The sequence below is a fragment of the Klebsiella sp. PK01 genome (assembly GCF_057624675.1).
In genome coordinates this window covers 1-16,069 of record NZ_JBYEZM010000015.1, presented here as the reverse complement: position 1 = coordinate 16,069, position 16,069 = coordinate 1, and the positions used below count along the sequence as shown (strand labels likewise).

12 protein-coding genes are annotated in these 16,069 nt (G+C 55.0%); 3 read left to right on the top strand and 9 right to left on the bottom strand.

What is annotated here, in order from left to right; all coding sequences use genetic code 11:
- Window positions 1-313: 313 nt before the first annotated feature.
- Window positions 314-3,166, top strand: coding sequence for an autotransporter family protein (locus AC22LX_RS24615; protein WP_487334261.1), 2,853 nt, complete (start codon window positions 314-316; stop codon window positions 3,164-3,166).
- Window positions 3,167-3,216: 50 nt separating this feature from the next.
- Here the strand turns inward: AC22LX_RS24615 and AC22LX_RS24610 are convergent, their stop codons facing one another.
- The 9 genes from AC22LX_RS24610 to citC form a co-directional block, all read right to left on the bottom strand.
- The gene (locus AC22LX_RS24610) at window positions 3,217-3,450 is read right to left on the bottom strand and encodes a YgdI/YgdR family lipoprotein (RefSeq protein ID WP_015704368.1); all 234 of its coding nucleotides are present in this window, start codon (window positions 3,448-3,450) and stop codon (window positions 3,217-3,219) included.
- Window positions 3,451-3,618: 168 nt separating this feature from the next.
- Complete coding sequence (gene carB, locus AC22LX_RS24605; RefSeq protein WP_487334260.1) at window positions 3,619-6,843, bottom strand: carbamoyl-phosphate synthase large subunit; 3,225 nt, start codon at window positions 6,841-6,843, stop codon at window positions 3,619-3,621.
- A gap of 17 nt (window positions 6,844-6,860) precedes the next feature.
- Window positions 6,861-8,009, bottom strand: coding sequence for a glutamine-hydrolyzing carbamoyl-phosphate synthase small subunit (gene carA, locus AC22LX_RS24600; protein ID WP_015368301.1), 1,149 nt, complete (start codon window positions 8,007-8,009; stop codon window positions 6,861-6,863).
- A gap of 454 nt (window positions 8,010-8,463) precedes the next feature.
- Entirely contained in the window at window positions 8,464-9,285 is an 822-nt protein-coding gene (gene dapB / locus AC22LX_RS24595; protein ID WP_045397277.1) for a 4-hydroxy-tetrahydrodipicolinate reductase, read from the bottom strand.
- Between the two features lie 226 nt (window positions 9,286-9,511).
- Window positions 9,512-10,420 carry a triphosphoribosyl-dephospho-CoA synthase CitG gene (citG, locus tag AC22LX_RS24590; protein ID WP_045397274.1) on the bottom strand — a complete coding sequence of 303 codons (909 nt, stop codon included), beginning with the start codon at window positions 10,418-10,420 and terminating at the stop codon, window positions 9,512-9,514.
- A 19-nt stretch (window positions 10,421-10,439) separates the two neighbouring features.
- Window positions 10,440-11,966, bottom strand: a complete 1,527-nt coding sequence (citF, locus tag AC22LX_RS24585; protein WP_045397271.1) for a citrate lyase subunit alpha — start codon at window positions 11,964-11,966, stop codon at window positions 10,440-10,442.
- 10 nt (window positions 11,967-11,976) lie between these two features.
- Window positions 11,977-12,846, bottom strand: coding sequence for a citrate (pro-3S)-lyase subunit beta (gene citE / locus AC22LX_RS24580; protein WP_049061363.1), 870 nt, complete (start codon window positions 12,844-12,846; stop codon window positions 11,977-11,979).
- Window positions 12,843-13,136, bottom strand: a complete 294-nt coding sequence (citD, locus tag AC22LX_RS24575; RefSeq protein WP_045397268.1) for a citrate lyase acyl carrier protein — start codon at window positions 13,134-13,136, stop codon at window positions 12,843-12,845. The genes citE and citD overlap by 4 nt, the downstream gene beginning before the upstream one ends.
- A 30-nt stretch (window positions 13,137-13,166) precedes the next feature.
- Window positions 13,167-14,195: a [citrate (pro-3S)-lyase] ligase gene (gene citC / locus AC22LX_RS24570; protein WP_047078153.1), complete on the bottom strand. Its 1,029-nt coding sequence runs from the start codon at window positions 14,193-14,195 to the stop codon at window positions 13,167-13,169.
- A gap of 256 nt (window positions 14,196-14,451) precedes the next feature.
- On the opposite strand from citC, the gene citS reads away from it, so the two are divergent.
- Both citS and AC22LX_RS24560 read left to right on the top strand, forming a co-directional pair.
- Entirely contained in the window at window positions 14,452-15,792 is a 1,341-nt protein-coding gene (gene citS / locus AC22LX_RS24565) for a citrate/sodium symporter CitS (RefSeq protein ID WP_045397262.1), read from the top strand.
- A gap of 157 nt (window positions 15,793-15,949) precedes the next feature.
- Window positions 15,950-16,069 (top strand): OadG family transporter subunit (locus AC22LX_RS24560; protein WP_223683777.1); only part of this gene is annotated, 120 nt, incomplete at its 3' end.

The window sequence follows — 16,069 nt, the reverse complement described above, 5'->3', positions numbered from 1 at the left end:
AATGACGAGAGAAAAGTCAATCGCAGCAGATGATCAACCTGTTGGTCATTACAAAATTTAGGCTAAAAAAAGAGAATTAAAGGAAAATAAAGGTAAGAAGAATTCGCCATACGAATTTATCATTAGGAATAATACAACCACAATATATTTTAAGATGGAATTAATACATTATTTAAAAAATAAAACTATACACCCTGCATTGAGCAACCAATAATTTTACGCTCTTCATTTTGAGCCCCGCGACTTTATACTAAAAACAATCTCTAATAGATAGCGTTATCCGGAAACGCTATTCACGCAAATGGATGTGTATATGAGCAACAAACATTTTGAACTAAACAGAACAACCAAAACGCTGGCAAGGATATTTCCCACCTTATTAATGGTTACGCCAATAGTCGTCAGCGCAGCCACAATTGACCAGTCAACCTCCGTGCCGCAAGACTTCTCGGCTGATACCGAATACGTTATTAATCGGGATGTCACCGTCTCATCCACGGAGAACACCCCGGCAGTTTCCGTTAGCGGAATGAACGTCAAAAAAATCACCAATGATGGCAATATTTCCGGAATGGGAATCGGATTGAATATTAACATCGATGGGCAATCCGTTGAAATAAACAATAATGAAAATGCAATTATTTCATCTGAAACCGATAATGCCGTTAACATGCAATCAATGGCGGGTACCTTTAATAATAGTGGTATCATTACTGGCGCCAACAACGGTATTTTCATTAGTGAAGAGTCATCGGCAATTAGCATCACCAATACCGATACCGGCGTGATCACCGGGAAAAACGGCCTGAGTTCGCAAATTGCCGTCGGATTAGATAACATCGGCGCCATCACCGGTACCGCAGGCGATGGTATTGCGTTAAGCGACGGCAACAGCAAAATCAACAACAGCGGCACCGTGCAGGGCAGCGAGAACGGGATCAACGTTGTTGATAGCGCGAAAGCCGACATCATTAACAGTGGATTACTTGGTGGCGGCGGCGCGGCCGTCATGTTTGCCAGCAGCAAAAATAACAGCCTGGTGCTCAATACCGGCTCTTCCCTCATCGGCGATGTCATCTCCACGGGCTCTGCGGGTAACGCACTCTCACTGGTGGGTTCTGGTTCGGAAGACAGCAACTTTGTCGGCCTTAATGACGGCGACGGCTTTGCCTCAGTGAAAATGAACGGCGAAAACTGGACGCTCACCGGCAACCTCGACATCATCGGCAGCGGCGATTCCCTCCAGGTTAATAGCGGCCAGTTAACGCTGGCGGGCGCTGTCGCGAATAGCGGCAACACGCTGGTAGCGGAAGCGGCCACGCTACAGTTGGGGAACGGGCAGAAAACCGCGACCCTCACCGGCAGCATGACCAACAACGGCACACTGATCTTCAATCAGGGAAGCGACTCTACGTTTGCCACCAGCATCATCGGTAGCGGCAACGTGGAAAAAGTCGATACCAATACCCTGACCTTAACCGGCACCAATAGCTACACCGGTAATACCCTTCTGAAAAGCGGCACCACTCTGGTCGCGGAAGGCGCTACTCTCGGCGTCGCCGGCAGCGACGCCATCCTCACCATCGAAAATGGCGCGCAATTTGCCAGCGCAGGCGAAGTCAATAACAACATTGATGTCCTCAGCGGCGGTATCCTCGCGGCGTGGAATGCGGTTGACGGTAACTCAACGCTAAGAACATCCGGCGTCGACACCATTAATGGCAATGTAAGCAACAGCGGCACGCTGTTACTCAGCGCCGCCGATAATAGCGTTGGCAACAATTTTACGATTAACGGCGACTATACCGGCTCCGCCGGCAGCCAAATCGTGATGAACAGCCAACTTGGCGAAGACAGCTCGCCGACCGACCATCTGTCCATCACCGGCAGCAGCTACGGTCAGTCTGGCGTCAGCATCGCCAATATCGGCGGGCTGGGCGCGCAAACCGTTAATGGTATGGAGGTTGTCAGCGTCGGCGGCAGTTCAGAAGCACAGTTAACTTTATCCAAACCGGTTGTCGCCGGGGCTTATGAGTATGGTCTGTATCAACACGACAACGGTAACTGGTATCTGGAATCCAAAGCGACCCCGTCAGACGATCCGTCGGATGATACTGACGATGGTGACAGCGGTACCGATGGCGGCAGCGGCACTGATGGCGGTAGCAACACCGATGGCGGTAGCGGCACCGATGGCGGTAGCGGCACCGATAATGGCGGTCAACCCCTGCCAGAAGTAATGGCCCCGGAAGTTGGCGCTTATCTGGGTAACTATCTCGCGGCGCAGAGTATGTTCCTGCATAAACGTGACGATCGCGACCAGCTCACTTTCCGCAACGAAGACGACCTGAATACCTGGATGTACGTGAAGGGCCGCTATCATGAGAACGATGCCGGCGGCGATAAAGTCAGCTACGACACCACCACCACCGTGCTCCAGGCAGGCAGCGACTTCATGAGTAAGCCGATGGACAAAGGGATACTGCGCGCGGGCGGCATGTTTGGTGCAGGTCAGGCGAAAACGGATTCAGATGCAAAACACAATGTGCGTACCGCGCAGGGTAAAGTTGACGGTTTCAACGTTGGCCTGTACGCCACCTGGCAGGAAGACCCGAAATTGCGTCTCGGCAGCTACATCGATACCTGGGCATCATACAGCTGGTATAACAACACCGTCACCAGCAATCGCAATAATGAAAAGTATGACAGTAAAGGTTTTGCCGCCTCTGTTGAAGTCGGCCATGCGTGGGTGATCCCTTCAGAAAGCGCGCGTACGTGGAAGATCGAACCTCAGGCGCAGGTGATCTACAGCTATCTCGATCAGGAAAATCATACCGACCCGGATGGCGTGCGGGTATCAACCCTGGACAACAACAGCCTGTTTGGCCGTCTCGGCGTGAAGACCAGCTACTTTGAGCAGCGAGATGTTAAAGCCTGGCAGCCGTATGTCGCGGTGAACTGGCTGAAAGGCGCGGGTCAAAACGATTTGGCGTTCAATGGCGAAAAAGTCAGCAACGATACGCCGGACGACCGCGGTCAGCTAGAGCTGGGCGTAACCGGCAATGTGAACGAGACGACCACAATCTCGCTGCGCGCCAGCGGCGAATGGGGTGAAAACAGCTACGCCGCTTATCGCGGCCACATTCTGCTGAATCACCGCTGGTAATCGCCGTACAATGAAAGGTAAAAAGCAGTGGCCGGAGCCACTGCTTTTTTTTAGTTATCCAGCTCGTCCATTGACTTCACCTGGTCGCGATTAATCTGCTCCACGCGACCGGTTTCCGCATTTTTGTAGGATACCAGGCCAGTATCATCATCAACCTGCGGCTTACCGCTGGTCACAATTGTTTTGCCATCTGTCGTTTTGAGCGACTGATTTGATGAGCAACCTGCCACAAATACCATCGCCGTTGCCGCCAGCGCGGATGCCACCAGAATTTTGTTCCGCATTGTATCCTCCTGTCTTTTCATCAATTGGTATCGTTATCGTGCTAACTATAGTTAGCCTGACCTGGCAGGCAGATAAAAGCAGAACTCTCCGAAGATGGTTGCCGTAAAAAAAAAGGGCTGACGATATCGTCAGCCCCTCTGTTTCGCTTTCCGGCCCGGCCGGTGCGCTTATTTGATGATTTGCGCGTGCATTTCCTGCACCGAAATGACCTTCTCGGTCGCATCGGCATTCAGCGCCATCGCGGTGGCGAAACCGCCGTTCAGGGTGGTGTCGTAATGCACCTTGTACTGCAGCGCGCTGCGGCGAATCAGCTTGGAATCCTCAATCGCCTGACGACCTGCGGTGGTATTGATGATGTAGGTATATTCGCCATTCTTGATACGGTCCTGAATGTGCGGACGACCTTCATGTACCTTGTTCACCAGACGCGGGTTGATACCGGCTTCACCCAGTACAATCGCGGTACCGTGGGTTGCATCCAGCTCGAAGCCCTGTTTCAGCAGTTTTGCCGCCAGGTCGACAACGCGCTCTTTGTCGCCTTCGCGAACGGAGAGCAGCGCGCGCCCCTGTTTCTTCATCGTGGAGTTGCTGCCCAGCTGCGCTTTGGCGAACGCTTCCGCGAAGGTGCGGCCCACGCCCATCACTTCCCCGGTAGAGCGCATTTCCGGCCCTAACAGCGGGTCAACGCCCGGGAATTTGTTGAACGGCAGCACCACCTCTTTTACCGAATAGTACGGCGGGATGATTTCTTTAGTGACGCCCTGCTGCGCCAGCGTTTTACCGGCCATTACGCGCGCCGCCACTTTCGCCAGCGGTACGCCGGTGGCTTTCGAGACGAACGGTACGGTACGCGCCGCGCGCGGGTTCACTTCAATCAGGTACACTTCGTTGTTCTTCACCGCGAACTGTACGTTCATCAGGCCGCGAACCTGCAGCTCGAAGGCCAGCTTCTGTACCTGCTCGCGCATCACATCCTGAATTTCCTGGCTCAGGGTGTAGGCAGGCAGAGAACAGGCGGAGTCGCCGGAGTGCACGCCCGCTTGTTCGATGTGCTCCATGATGCCACCAATCAGCACCATTTCGCCGTCGCAGATAGCGTCAACATCGACTTCAACCGCATCGTCGAGGAAGCGATCGAGCAGCACCGGCGCATCGTTAGAAACGCTCACGGCGGTCTGGAAGTAACGGCGCAGGTCAGCTTCGTCGTAGACGATTTCCATCGCGCGGCCGCCGAGCACATAAGACGGGCGTACCACCAGCGGATAGCCGATCTCTTTTGCCTTCTCAACCGCTTGCTCAAGCGCGGTCACGGTGGCGTTCGCCGGCTGCTTCAGCTTCAGACGGTCAACCGCATGCTGGAAGCGCTCGCGGTCTTCGGCGCGGTCGATAGCGTCCGGGCTGGTGCCGATAACCGGTACGCCCGCGGCTTCCAGTTCACGCGCCAGCTTCAGCGGGGTCTGGCCGCCGTACTGCACGATAACGCCTTTTGGCTTCTCGATACGCACGATTTCCAGTACGTCCTCAAGCGTTACCGGCTCGAAGTACAGACGGTCGGAGGTGTCGTAGTCGGTCGAAACGGTTTCCGGGTTACAGTTGACCATGATGGTCTCGTACCCGTCTTCGCGCAGCGCCAGCGAGGCGTGTACGCAGCAGTAATCAAACTCGATACCCTGGCCGATACGGTTCGGGCCGCCGCCGAGAACCATGATTTTATCGCGGTCTACGGACGGGTTGGATTCGCACTCGTCTTCATAGGTGGAGTACATGTAGGCGGTATCGGTGGCGAATTCCGCCGCGCAGGTATCCACGCGCTTGTAGACCGGGTGCAGGTTGTACTGGTCGCGCAGCTTGCGGATTTCCGCTTCGCGCACGCCCGCCAGCTTAGCCAGACGCGCATCGGCAAAGCCTTTACGCTTCAGGTGGCGCAGGAAGTCAGCGTCGAGGCCGTTGATGCCCACTGCCGCCACTTTCTCTTCCAGGCGCACCAGTTCTTCGATTTGTACCAGGAACCAGCGGTCGATGTTGGTCAGGTTGAAGACGCCGTCGACGGAGAGACCGGCGCGGAAGGCATCAGCGATGTACCAGATACGCTCGGCGCCCGCGTCTTTCAGCTCGCGGCGGATTTTGGTCAGCGCTTCCGGATCGTCGAGGCTGACTTTCGGGTCGAAGCCGGTGGCGCCCACTTCCAGGCCGCGCAGCGCTTTCTGCAGCGATTCCTGCTGCGTGCGGCCAATCGCCATCACTTCGCCAACGGATTTCATCTGCGTTGTCAGACGGTCGTTAGCGCCAGCGAATTTTTCAAAGTTAAAGCGTGGAATTTTGGTCACAACATAGTCGATGGACGGTTCGAAGGAGGCCGGAGTACGGCCGCCGGTGATGTCGTTCATCAGCTCGTCAAGGGTGTAGCCCACCGCCAGCTTCGCCGCCACCTTGGCAATCGGGAAGCCGGTCGCTTTCGAGGCCAGCGCCGAAGAGCGGGATACGCGCGGGTTCATTTCGATAACGATCAGGCGACCATCTTTCGGGTTCACCGAGAACTGTACGTTAGAACCGCCGGTTTCCACGCCGATTTCACGCAGCACCGCCATCGAGGCGTTACGCATGATTTGGTATTCTTTGTCGGTCAGGGTCTGCGCCGGGGCGACGGTGATGGAGTCGCCGGTGTGAATCCCCATGGCATCGAAGTTTTCAATCGAGCAGACGATGATGCAGTTATCGTTCTTATCGCGCACCACTTCCATCTCGTACTCTTTCCAGCCGATCAGCGATTCATCAATCAGCAGTTCGTTGGTCGGAGAGAGATCCAGGCCGCGTTCGCAGATTTCTTCGAACTCTTCGCGGTTATAGGCGATACCGCCGCCGGTGCCGCCCATGGTGAAGGACGGACGGATGATGCATGGGAAGCCAACGTCAGCGGCCACCGCCAGCGCTTCTTCCATGGTGTGCGCAATGCCGGAACGCGCGGTGTCGAGGCCGATTTTCTTCATCGCCACATCGAAGCGACGACGGTCTTCCGCTTTATCGATCGCATCGGCGGTCGCGCCAATCATAGTCACGCCGAACTCAGCCAGCACGCCCTGACGTTCCAGCTCCAGCGCGCAGTTCAGCGCGGTCTGGCCGCCCATAGTCGGCAGTACCGCGTCCGGGCGCTCTTTTTCGATAATTTTACGTACCACTTCCCAGTGAATCGGCTCGATATAGGTCGCATCGGCCATTTCCGGGTCGGTCATGATAGTCGCTGGGTTGGAGTTCACCAGAATAACGCGGTAACCCTCTTCGCGCAGGGCTTTACAGGCCTGGGCGCCCGAGTAGTCAAACTCACACGCCTGACCGATAACAATCGGGCCCGCGCCCAGAATCAGGATACTTTTTATGTCTGTACGTTTTGGCATGGCTCTTTTACTCCTGATTATTTCGCGGACTGACGGTATTGCTCAATTAACTCGATAAAGTGGTCGAACAGCGGCGCGGCATCGTGCGGGCCCGGGCTCGCTTCAGGGTGACCCTGGAAGCTAAACGCCGGCTTGTCGGTACGATGGATCCCCTGCAGGGTCCCGTCGAACAGTGACTTGTGGGTCACGCGCAGATTGGCAGGCAGCGTCGCTTCGTCAACGGCAAAGCCGTGGTTCTGGGCGGTAATCATCACTACATTGTTATCGATATCTTTAACCGGGTGGTTGCCGCCGTGGTGACCAAATTTCATCTTAATGGTCTTCGCGCCGCTCGCCAGCGCCAGCAGCTGATGGCCAAGACAGATGCCAAAGACCGGAATATCGGTGGTGAGGAATTTTTCTATTGCCGCGATGGCGTAATCGCACGGCGCCGGGTCGCCAGGGCCGTTGGAGAGGAAAATACCGTCCGGATTCAGCTTAAGCACATCTTCTGCCGACGTTTGCGCCGGTACGATAGTCAGGCGACAACCGCGATCGACCAGCATCCGCAGGATGTTGCGCTTGGCGCCGAAGTCATAAGCCACGACGTGGAACGGCAGCTCGCTTTCCGCCTTCGCTTCCGGCAGGTCGCCCGCCAGTGTCCAGCTCCCCTGCGTCCAGGCGTAAGTTTCTGCAGTAGTGACCTCTTTCGCCAGATCCATACCGTTCAGGCCAGGGAACGCCTGGGCTTTTTCCAGCGCCAGCTGGGCATCAAGATTATCGCCGGCGATGATGCAGCCATTCTGCGCGCCTTTCTCACGCAGTAAACGCGTCAGCTTACGGGTATCGATATCGGCAATGGCCACAATGTTATGGCGCTTCAGGTAAGAAGAAAGGTCCTCGGTATTGCGGAAGTTGCTGGCAATCAGCGGCAGGTCGCGAATGACCAGGCCTTGTGCATGTACCTGAGAAGATTCTTCATCGGCGGCGTTGGTGCCGACATTTCCAATATGGGGATAAGTAAGAGTGACGATTTGGCGGGAATAGGAAGGATCAGTGAGGATTTCTTGATAACCGGTCATTGAAGTATTGAAAACGACTTCCCCAACCGCCGTGCCGGTTGCCCCGATGGCCCGACCGTGAAACTGGGTTCCGTCTTCCAGAACCAAAAGCGCTGACTTAATCAAAACACCCTCCAGAGAATATTCACTCACTTTATTTGCATATTAATTCAGACATAGATCTGAATCAATGCAAATTTTTGCCCGCAGAATTTTGGCAAACGGCGGCATTCTGGAGAGATGTCAGGTAAAAGTCAACTTAAAGCGGATATTTTTAACCTTATTTTACGTCACTGGCGCGAAATGGGCTATTTTCACGGTAAAAAGATCAACTAACCTGGTTGAGAAAACGCTTGCGGGCGAGGAAAACTGTAAAATCAGCCAGCGGAGGGTAAAAAAGTGGACCAGATGGTCAAAATTTACAATTCAATAACCAAAAACATCAGGAAGATATAGTTTTTTAAAGCTTTCAGAAGAAAAAACCCAAAAGCATTCAAAATAAAAAAGGGCAATAAAATATTGCCCTTTGCAATCAATTACATATTGAATGCAATAACCACATCACGATGGGTAATAATCATTATAAAGCATTCAGTTCAAGCACATCACGCATATCGAAAAGACCACTTTTTTTATCTTTCAACCACAAAGCTGAACGAACAGCACCATTGGCAAACGTCATCCGGCTGGAGGCCTTATGGGTAATTTCGATACGTTCGCCGATATCAGCGAACATCGCCGTATGTTCGCCGACGATGTCGCCCGCGCGGACGGTAGCAAAACCAATAGTACCCGGAACGCGTTCGCCGGTATGGCCTTCGCGGCTATAGACGGCGCAGTCCTTCAAATCTTTGTTCAATGCCCCGGCGATCGCCTCGCCCATCGCCAACGCGGTACCTGATGGCGCGTCCACTTTATGCCTATGGTGCGCTTCGATGATTTCGATATCGGTATAATCGCCCATTACCTTTGCCGCCTTTTCCAGCAGCTTTAACAACACGTTGACGCCAACGCTAAAGTTAGCGGCAAAGACGATGGCGATTTCCTGTGCGGCATCGCTAATCGCCTGCTTTCCGGCATCATCAAAACCGGTGGTGCCGATCACCATCCCTTTGCCGTGCTGACGGCAGAAAGCCAGATGGTTAAGCGTGCCTTCCGGGCGGGTAAAATCGATTAAAACATCGAAATCATTGCTTACCGCCGCCAGGCTGCTTTGGACAGTAACGCCTGATTTGCCTGCGCCCGCCAGCTCGCCCGCATCGCTGCCCACCAGGCTTGAACCCTCGCGCTCCAGCGCCGCGCCAAGCGCCACGCCTTCCATCTGCAGCGCAGCCTGAATTAACTGGCGTCCCATCCGGCCGCCCGCGCCGGCGATGGCCACGCGGATTTGTGCATCTTGCATAGCTATTCTCTTTTGTTAACTTCACGTGAATTGTTTTCAGAGTAACCAGCCCATTGCATAGCCGCTACTCAAAAACGCCGATAATTAGAAATTTATGACAAACGGCGGTCGATATCAGTAAAAACTATATGATTGTGCCGCGATTCGGCTTTTATGTAGTGAAAATTGGGAGGGGACACGGTAGCGCCCCGCCCGCGCGACGCGGGCTAAGGCGTTGTGTACTCAATCAAAGGGGGAAAAGCGCACCTGCGGGGAAAGCGGATAAAAACCAGGTTACCGCCAGTAAATCGGCGCTGCCGCCGGGGCTGAGATGGCGAGCAATCAGCTCGTCGTCGAGTTGGCGTAGCGCCTCCAGCCCGCCGTCAGCCATGACGCCGCCCTGCCACAACAGCCGCTGCGCCTCCTGCTGCACATAGTTCAGGCCCGCAAGCCCGCCGCGCGAGACCAGATTGGTGTCATCATTCCACGCCATCAGATGCAGCAAGGTTTGCAGCAGCGCCAGGTTGCTGTCGCCGGTCTCTTCCATCATGCGATTGAACACCGGCAGCGCCTGGGTACGCACGGTACGAAAGCCGCTCTCGGCCTCGCCGCGGGCGCCGGAGAGTCCATAACGTAAAAAATGGGCCTCGCCTTTGCTTAACTGTTCGCCGCTGGCGGAAGAGAGTTCTTGCATAACCATGCCGCGACAGAATCGCGCCACCTGATCGCAAAGCCGATGCTGTTCAATCGGTTCGCCTTTCGATACCAGCCTTCCCGCCGCCGCGCTCAGCAAACCGAAAGCGAAGATTGCCCCGCGATGGGTATTCACTCCACCGGTGGCCTCCAGCATATCGTTCTCGCAGGCCATCCCTACAGGACGCAGCATCATTAACACCTGTTCCGGTACGATAGCCGCGGTATCGTGGCCCATGATGAAAAATTTCTCCATCCACGGAGCCACGACCGCGGTGCTGGCCTCAAAAGAGGCCAGGTCCATATCGTGATGGGCGCCTGTGTTACGAATGTCCACCAACCCGGGCTTTGGGGTCAGGCGAACTTCGGTTAAAAGCGCGCGTTCTACCGCGCTGACCACCTCTTCAGCGTTCAGCGATGTCACGCGCAGAGAACGCGGCGGATTGATTAACACTTCGCTCATTGCCCTTCCCCCTCTGCGTTTAGTCGCTGTTTTTCACCTGACGAATGACATCAAGAACGGAGCCATCACGATAGCGCACCACCGCCACCACGCGATCGGTAAACTCGATCGGCTGCGGTTTGCCGGTTAACAGTTCCGCACGCTGCTGCAGTTCCTCAATAGTCATCAGCGGAATGCCCGCGTTGCGCAAATTGTCGATCAGATCCTGGCGGGCCGGGTTTACCGCAATGCCGTGGTCGGTGACCAGCACATCTACGCTGGCTCCCGGCGTGACGCGGGTCAGCACTTTTTCCACGACGCAGGGAATACGGCCGCGAACTAATGGCGCGGTAATGATGGTCAAATCCGCGCCGGCGGCGGTATCGCTATGGCCGCCGGATGCGCCGCGCAGCACGCCGTTAGAGCCGGTCATCACGTTAACGTTAAAGTCGGTATCGATTTCCAGCGCGCTGAGCATCACCACGTTTAAGCGCTCGCAGGAGGCGCCTTTAGAGCCCGGGCTGGCATACTGGTTGGTGGAAATCTCTACGTGATTCGGGTTCTGCGCTAATGAACGCGCCGCGTCGCCATCAAACGACTGGGTATCGAGCAGCGTTTTAATCAACCCTTTTTCGTGCAGGTCAACCATCGTCCCGGTGATGCCGCCGAGGCCGAAGCTGGCGGTAATGCCGTTACGGCGCATTTTATCTTCGAGGAAGCGGCTCACCGCCAGCGAGGCGCCGCCGGTACCGGTCTGCAGCGAGAAACCGTCTTTAAAGTAACCAGAATGCTCAACCACTTTCGCCGCCTGACGGGCGATCAGCAGCTCGCGCGGGTTGCTGGTCAGACGGATCGCGCCAGCGGTGATTTTTTCCGGATCGCCGACTTCGTCCACCTGAACAATCAGATCGACCTGATCCTGAGCGATGCTGGCCGGGTAGTTAGGGTAGCCCACCCACTCTTCGGTCAGCAGCACCACGCATTTGGCATGTTCCGCATCAACGCGCGCATAGCCCAGCGAACCACAACGTGATTTACCGCTAAAGCCGTTGGCATTACCAAACTCATCGCAGCAGGGGACGCCAAGAAACGCAACATCAATCGACAGCTCGCCGCTTTGAATCAGCTGTACGCGACCACCATGGGAGTGGATCTGCACCGGGTTTTCCATCAACCCGGCGGAGATCTCCTCGCCCAGCTTGCCGCGCAGGCCAGAGGTATAGATCTGGCGGATCACGCCGTTTTTAATATGCTCGATCAGCGGCCAGTGGGCGTCGATCAGCGAACTGGACGCCAGCGTCAGATCGCGAAAGCCCATTTCCGCCAGCTTCGCCACTACCATATTGACGACTTTGTCACCGCCGCGAAACGCGTGGTGGAACGAAATGGTCATGCCGTTTTGCAAGCCGGAGCGACGGATCGCCGTTTCCAGCGAATCGCAGATTTTACGCTGACGTTTTTCGCTTTCGCTGGCCAGCCACGGGCTTTTCGCCGTCACGCCCGCATAAGGCGCTAACCCTTCCGGCATCACGTACTGCTGATTAAGCATTGTTACTGTCTCTTTCATCTTATTCCCCTTAATCACGAATACCGGAAGCCGAGAGCGCCACCACTTTGCGAGCATGGTCGATAATCGGTCCATCGATCATCTTGCCGTTCAGCGATACCACGCCAAGACCGCGCGTTTCGGCTTCTTCCGCCGCGGCAATCACCTCCAGCGCGTGATCGACCTCTTTGCGCGCCGGGGCATAGACCTGATGCAGGAGTTCAATTTGTCGCGGGTTAACCAACGATTTGCCGTTAAAGCCGAGATTTTTGGCCAGATTCGCTTCCGCCAGGAAGCCCTCTTCGTTGTTGATATCCGACCACACCACGTCATAGGCTGCGATGCCGGCAACGCGCGCGGCATGCAGCACGGCGCAGCGGGCATAGAACAGTTCAGTACCGTCACCACGGGAGGTGCCCATATCCATGACGTAGTCGAAAGCTGCCAGCGCGATCGCCGCCAGACGCGGGCTGGCGCGGGCAATCTCTACCGCATTCACCACGCCCAGCGCCGACTCAATAGCCGCCATTAGTTTGGTGCTGCCCACTTCCCGGCCGCATTCGCGCTCAATCCGCTCAACATGCGCTTCCAGCTCATGGATATCTTCTTTACTGTCGGTTTTCGGCAGACGCACCATATCCACGCCCGCGCGGACCACCGCTTCAAGGTCGGCAAGACCAAATGGCGTATTTAACGGGTTAATACGCACCACGGTTTCGATATCCTGATACAGCGGATGCTGCAGCGCCTGATGCACCAATAGGCGAGCGGTATCTTTTTCGCGTAGCGAAACGGCATCTTCAAGGTCGAACATCACCGCATCAGCGCCGTAAACAAATGAAGTGCTTAACATGGCGGCATTGGCGCCAGGGATGAACAGCATACTGCGACGTGGTTTCATAGCTGGCTCCATTGTAATTGGGACTGTTGCGCCGCCCGCAGCGCTGCGGCCTGTACGCGGGCCCGCAGTACGCATTCCAGCGCGCCTTTATCATCGACCACCACGTTGGCCTGGTTCACGCCAAGCTGCGCCAGCGTTTCTCTGACCACCTGCTCAATCGCGGCGCCAAACTGTTGTTTCACAATGCTGTCGATTTCCAGCTGAATGCCCGGCTGCGCAGCCGGTCCAATCCTGACCATTACATCGCTGGATTCCAGCGTGCCGGCCAGGGCGTCAATCTTCATTTCCATAGGGGAAAATCCTTAGTTAGGGCATAAAAATCAGGCGGTTTGATGTTCGCTTTCCGCCAGTTTCATCAGAAAAGAGAGGGTTCCCGGCGGCACCAGCGCCGCGACCGCCTGCCAGTTGCGCTGCCGATAAAGTTCGCGCACTCGGGAGGCCGACACGGGCCCGCCATTTTTTTCGATTCGCGTCAGCTCAACCACTTCAATGGGCGGCGCCTCGCCTGGCGCTTCCAGCAGTGACTTCATGCGTTGGTTGTAATTACGAGTCAGGGGACATAGCGGCTCGGTGCCGACAAAACGATGGGTAATCTGCAGCGCCGGGGCCAGACGTTCGCGAAAGAGCTGCAGGTCAATCTGGCTGTGACAGTCATCGACCACGCCCTGCTCTTTCAGGAAATAGCCGGGGAACGTCGCCCGCGAAATCAGATACGCCGAACCGGGGTGCAGCGTCACTTTGTCGATACCGGTAATCCCCTGTTCGATCAGCTTGAAGCGATCGTGATAGGAAAAGCAGGATGCATCTTCCTTGACCACAAACAGATGCAGCCAGTCGCACTGCCGTGCCGCCTGTTCCACCAGCCAGCGGTGACCAAGGGTGAAGGGATTGGCGTTCATCACAATAGCGCCGATTTTTTTTCCCGGTTGACGGTACATTGCCAGCTGACGGCAGTAACGAGTCAGACGTTCACGGCTGTTTTCCATCAATACGGCGCGATCGCCCGCCTGGGCTATCGGCCAGAAGCCGGCGCCGGAGAACAGCGCGGCATTGCTCGGCTTAGTAAATAAAAACAGTTCGCTACGCCCAAGTTCATAGGCCAGCGTCAGGAGTTCGGTCAATAATTTAAGGCTCAGCCCCTCCCCCTGTAGCGAGGGATCGACGGCGATGCATTTCAGTACATTACCGGCAATGGCGCCGCAGCCGACCAGCCGTTGCCGATACTCCGCAACGATTGCCATCTCGCAATCGGTTTCTAACGACAACTGATGCTGATGAAGAAACCGATCGATCGCCTCTCGCCGCGGTTGATCCTTTAATAGCTGAACGCGTTTTAATATCAGAGTCATTTTTTAGCGCTTCGTTATTCTAAAACGAACTGTATTTCGCCAGCGTTCGACTATTGATACTTGTATTTAAGTCACAGTTTTCCCCGTGGCTTAATTAGCTTTATGGTTTTTATGTTGTTAATTAATTCAGAATAATAAAAATAATTAAATTAATAAAAAACACGAGTATTCAGTGAAGGCAATCACACCTTACCACTAAGTCTATTTATTACTATGCGCCGGTATTACTACTCCATCAATAAACAGGAAAACGTTTATGACCAACATGAGTCAGGCTCCGGCAACGGAGAAAAAGGGCGTTAGCGACCTGCTGGGATTTAAAATCTTCGGCATGCCGCTCCCCCTTTACGCGTTTGCGTTAATTACGCTATTACTTTCACATTTTTATAACGCTTTACCCACCGACATCGTTGGCGGCTTTGCCATCATGTTTATTATCGGCGCCATATTCGGCGAAATTGGCAAACGTCTACCAATATTCAACAAATATATAGGTGGCGCCCCGGTAATGATTTTCCTGGTCGCCGCTTATTTTGTTTATGCCGGTATTTTCACGCAAAAAGAAATCGATGCTATCAGCAACGTTATGGATGAGAGTAACTTCCTTAACTTATTCATCGCGGTATTAATTACCGGGGCGATTCTGTCGGTAAACCGCCGTCTGCTGCTGAAATCGCTGCTCGGCTATATTCCAACCATCCTGATGGGCATTGTCGGCGCGTCGATTTTCGGCATCGCTATCGGCCTGGTGTTCGGTATTCCGGTAGATCGCATCATGATGCTGTACGTCCTGCCGATCATGGGCGGCGGCAACGGCGCGGGCGCGGTTCCGCTGTCGGAGATTTATCACTCCGTCACCGGTCGTTCACGTGATGAGTACTACTCAACCGCCATCGCTATTCTGACCATCGCTAACATTTTCGCCATCGTCTTCGCCGCAGTCCTCGATATCATCGGCAAAAAATACACCTGGCTGAGCGGCGAAGGCGAACTGGTGCGTAAAGCCTCGTTCAAAGTCGAAGAAGACGAGAAAGCGGGACAAATCACGCATCGTGAAACCGCCGTCGGTCTGGTGCTCTCCACGACCTGTTTCCTGCTGGCATACGTCGTCGCGAAGAAAATCCTGCCAAGCATTGGCGGCGTTTCGATTCACTACTTCGCATGGATGGTACTGATCGTTGCGGCGCTGAACGCCTCCGGCCTGTGCTCACCGGAAATCAAAGCCGGCGCCAAGCGTCTGTCTGATTTCTTCTCTAAACAGCTGCTGTGGGTACTGATGGTCGGCGTCGGCGTTTGCTACACCGACCTGCAGGAAATCATCAATGCCATTACTGTCTATAACGTCGTTATCGCCGCCGTAATCGTTATCGGCGCAGTGCTCGGCGCGGCGATCGGCGGCTGGATGATGGGCTTCTTCCCGATTGAATCAGCGATCACCGCAGGCCTGTGTATGGCTAACCGCGGCGGTTCCGGCGACCTGGAAGTCCTTTCCGCCTGTAACCGTATGAGCCTTATCTCTTATGCACAAATCTCCTCCCGTTTGGGCGGCGGTATTGTGCTGGTCATCGCCAGCATCGTGTTCGGCATGATGATTTAACCCACACGCACGATGGCGCCGTTGAGCGGCCGAAGAAGTTGACCCAGTCAGGGACCAGCGCCGGGGGCGGCTGCGGGAAATCCACCCTGCTCCTTAGCCGGAAGCGTCGACAACCTCGCCAACCAACGCGTCATCGTGCCCTTATACGAGATTTTGTATGACTGATGCTGCGCTGTTAGGCGAGGGCTTCACCCTGATGTTTCTTGGCATGGGCTTCGTGCTGGCGTTCCTGCTGCTGCTCATTTTCGCCATCCGGGGGATGTCTCTCGCCGTTACC

Coding starts and splice junctions, on each gene's coding strand:
- AC22LX_RS24615 (WP_487334261.1), top strand. CDS start 314: ATGAGCAACAAACATTTTGAACTAAACAGAACAACCAAAACGCTGGCA.
- AC22LX_RS24610 (WP_015704368.1), bottom strand. CDS start 3,450: ATGCGGAACAAAATTCTGGTGGCATCCGCGCTGGCGGCAACGGCGATG.
- carB (WP_487334260.1), bottom strand. CDS start 6,843: ATGCCAAAACGTACAGACATAAAAAGTATCCTGATTCTGGGCGCGGGC.
- dapB (WP_045397277.1), bottom strand. CDS start 9,285: ATGCAAGATGCACAAATCCGCGTGGCCATCGCCGGCGCGGGCGGCCGG.
- citG (WP_045397274.1), bottom strand. CDS start 10,420: ATGAGCGAAGTGTTAATCAATCCGCCGCGTTCTCTGCGCGTGACATCG.
- citF (WP_045397271.1), bottom strand. CDS start 11,966: ATGAAAGAGACAGTAACAATGCTTAATCAGCAGTACGTGATGCCGGAA.
- citE (WP_049061363.1), bottom strand. CDS start 12,846: ATGAAACCACGTCGCAGTATGCTGTTCATCCCTGGCGCCAATGCCGCC.
- citD (WP_045397268.1), bottom strand. CDS start 13,136: ATGGAAATGAAGATTGACGCCCTGGCCGGCACGCTGGAATCCAGCGAT.
- citC (WP_047078153.1), bottom strand. CDS start 14,195: ATGACTCTGATATTAAAACGCGTTCAGCTATTAAAGGATCAACCGCGG.
- citS (WP_045397262.1), top strand. CDS start 14,452: ATGACCAACATGAGTCAGGCTCCGGCAACGGAGAAAAAGGGCGTTAGC.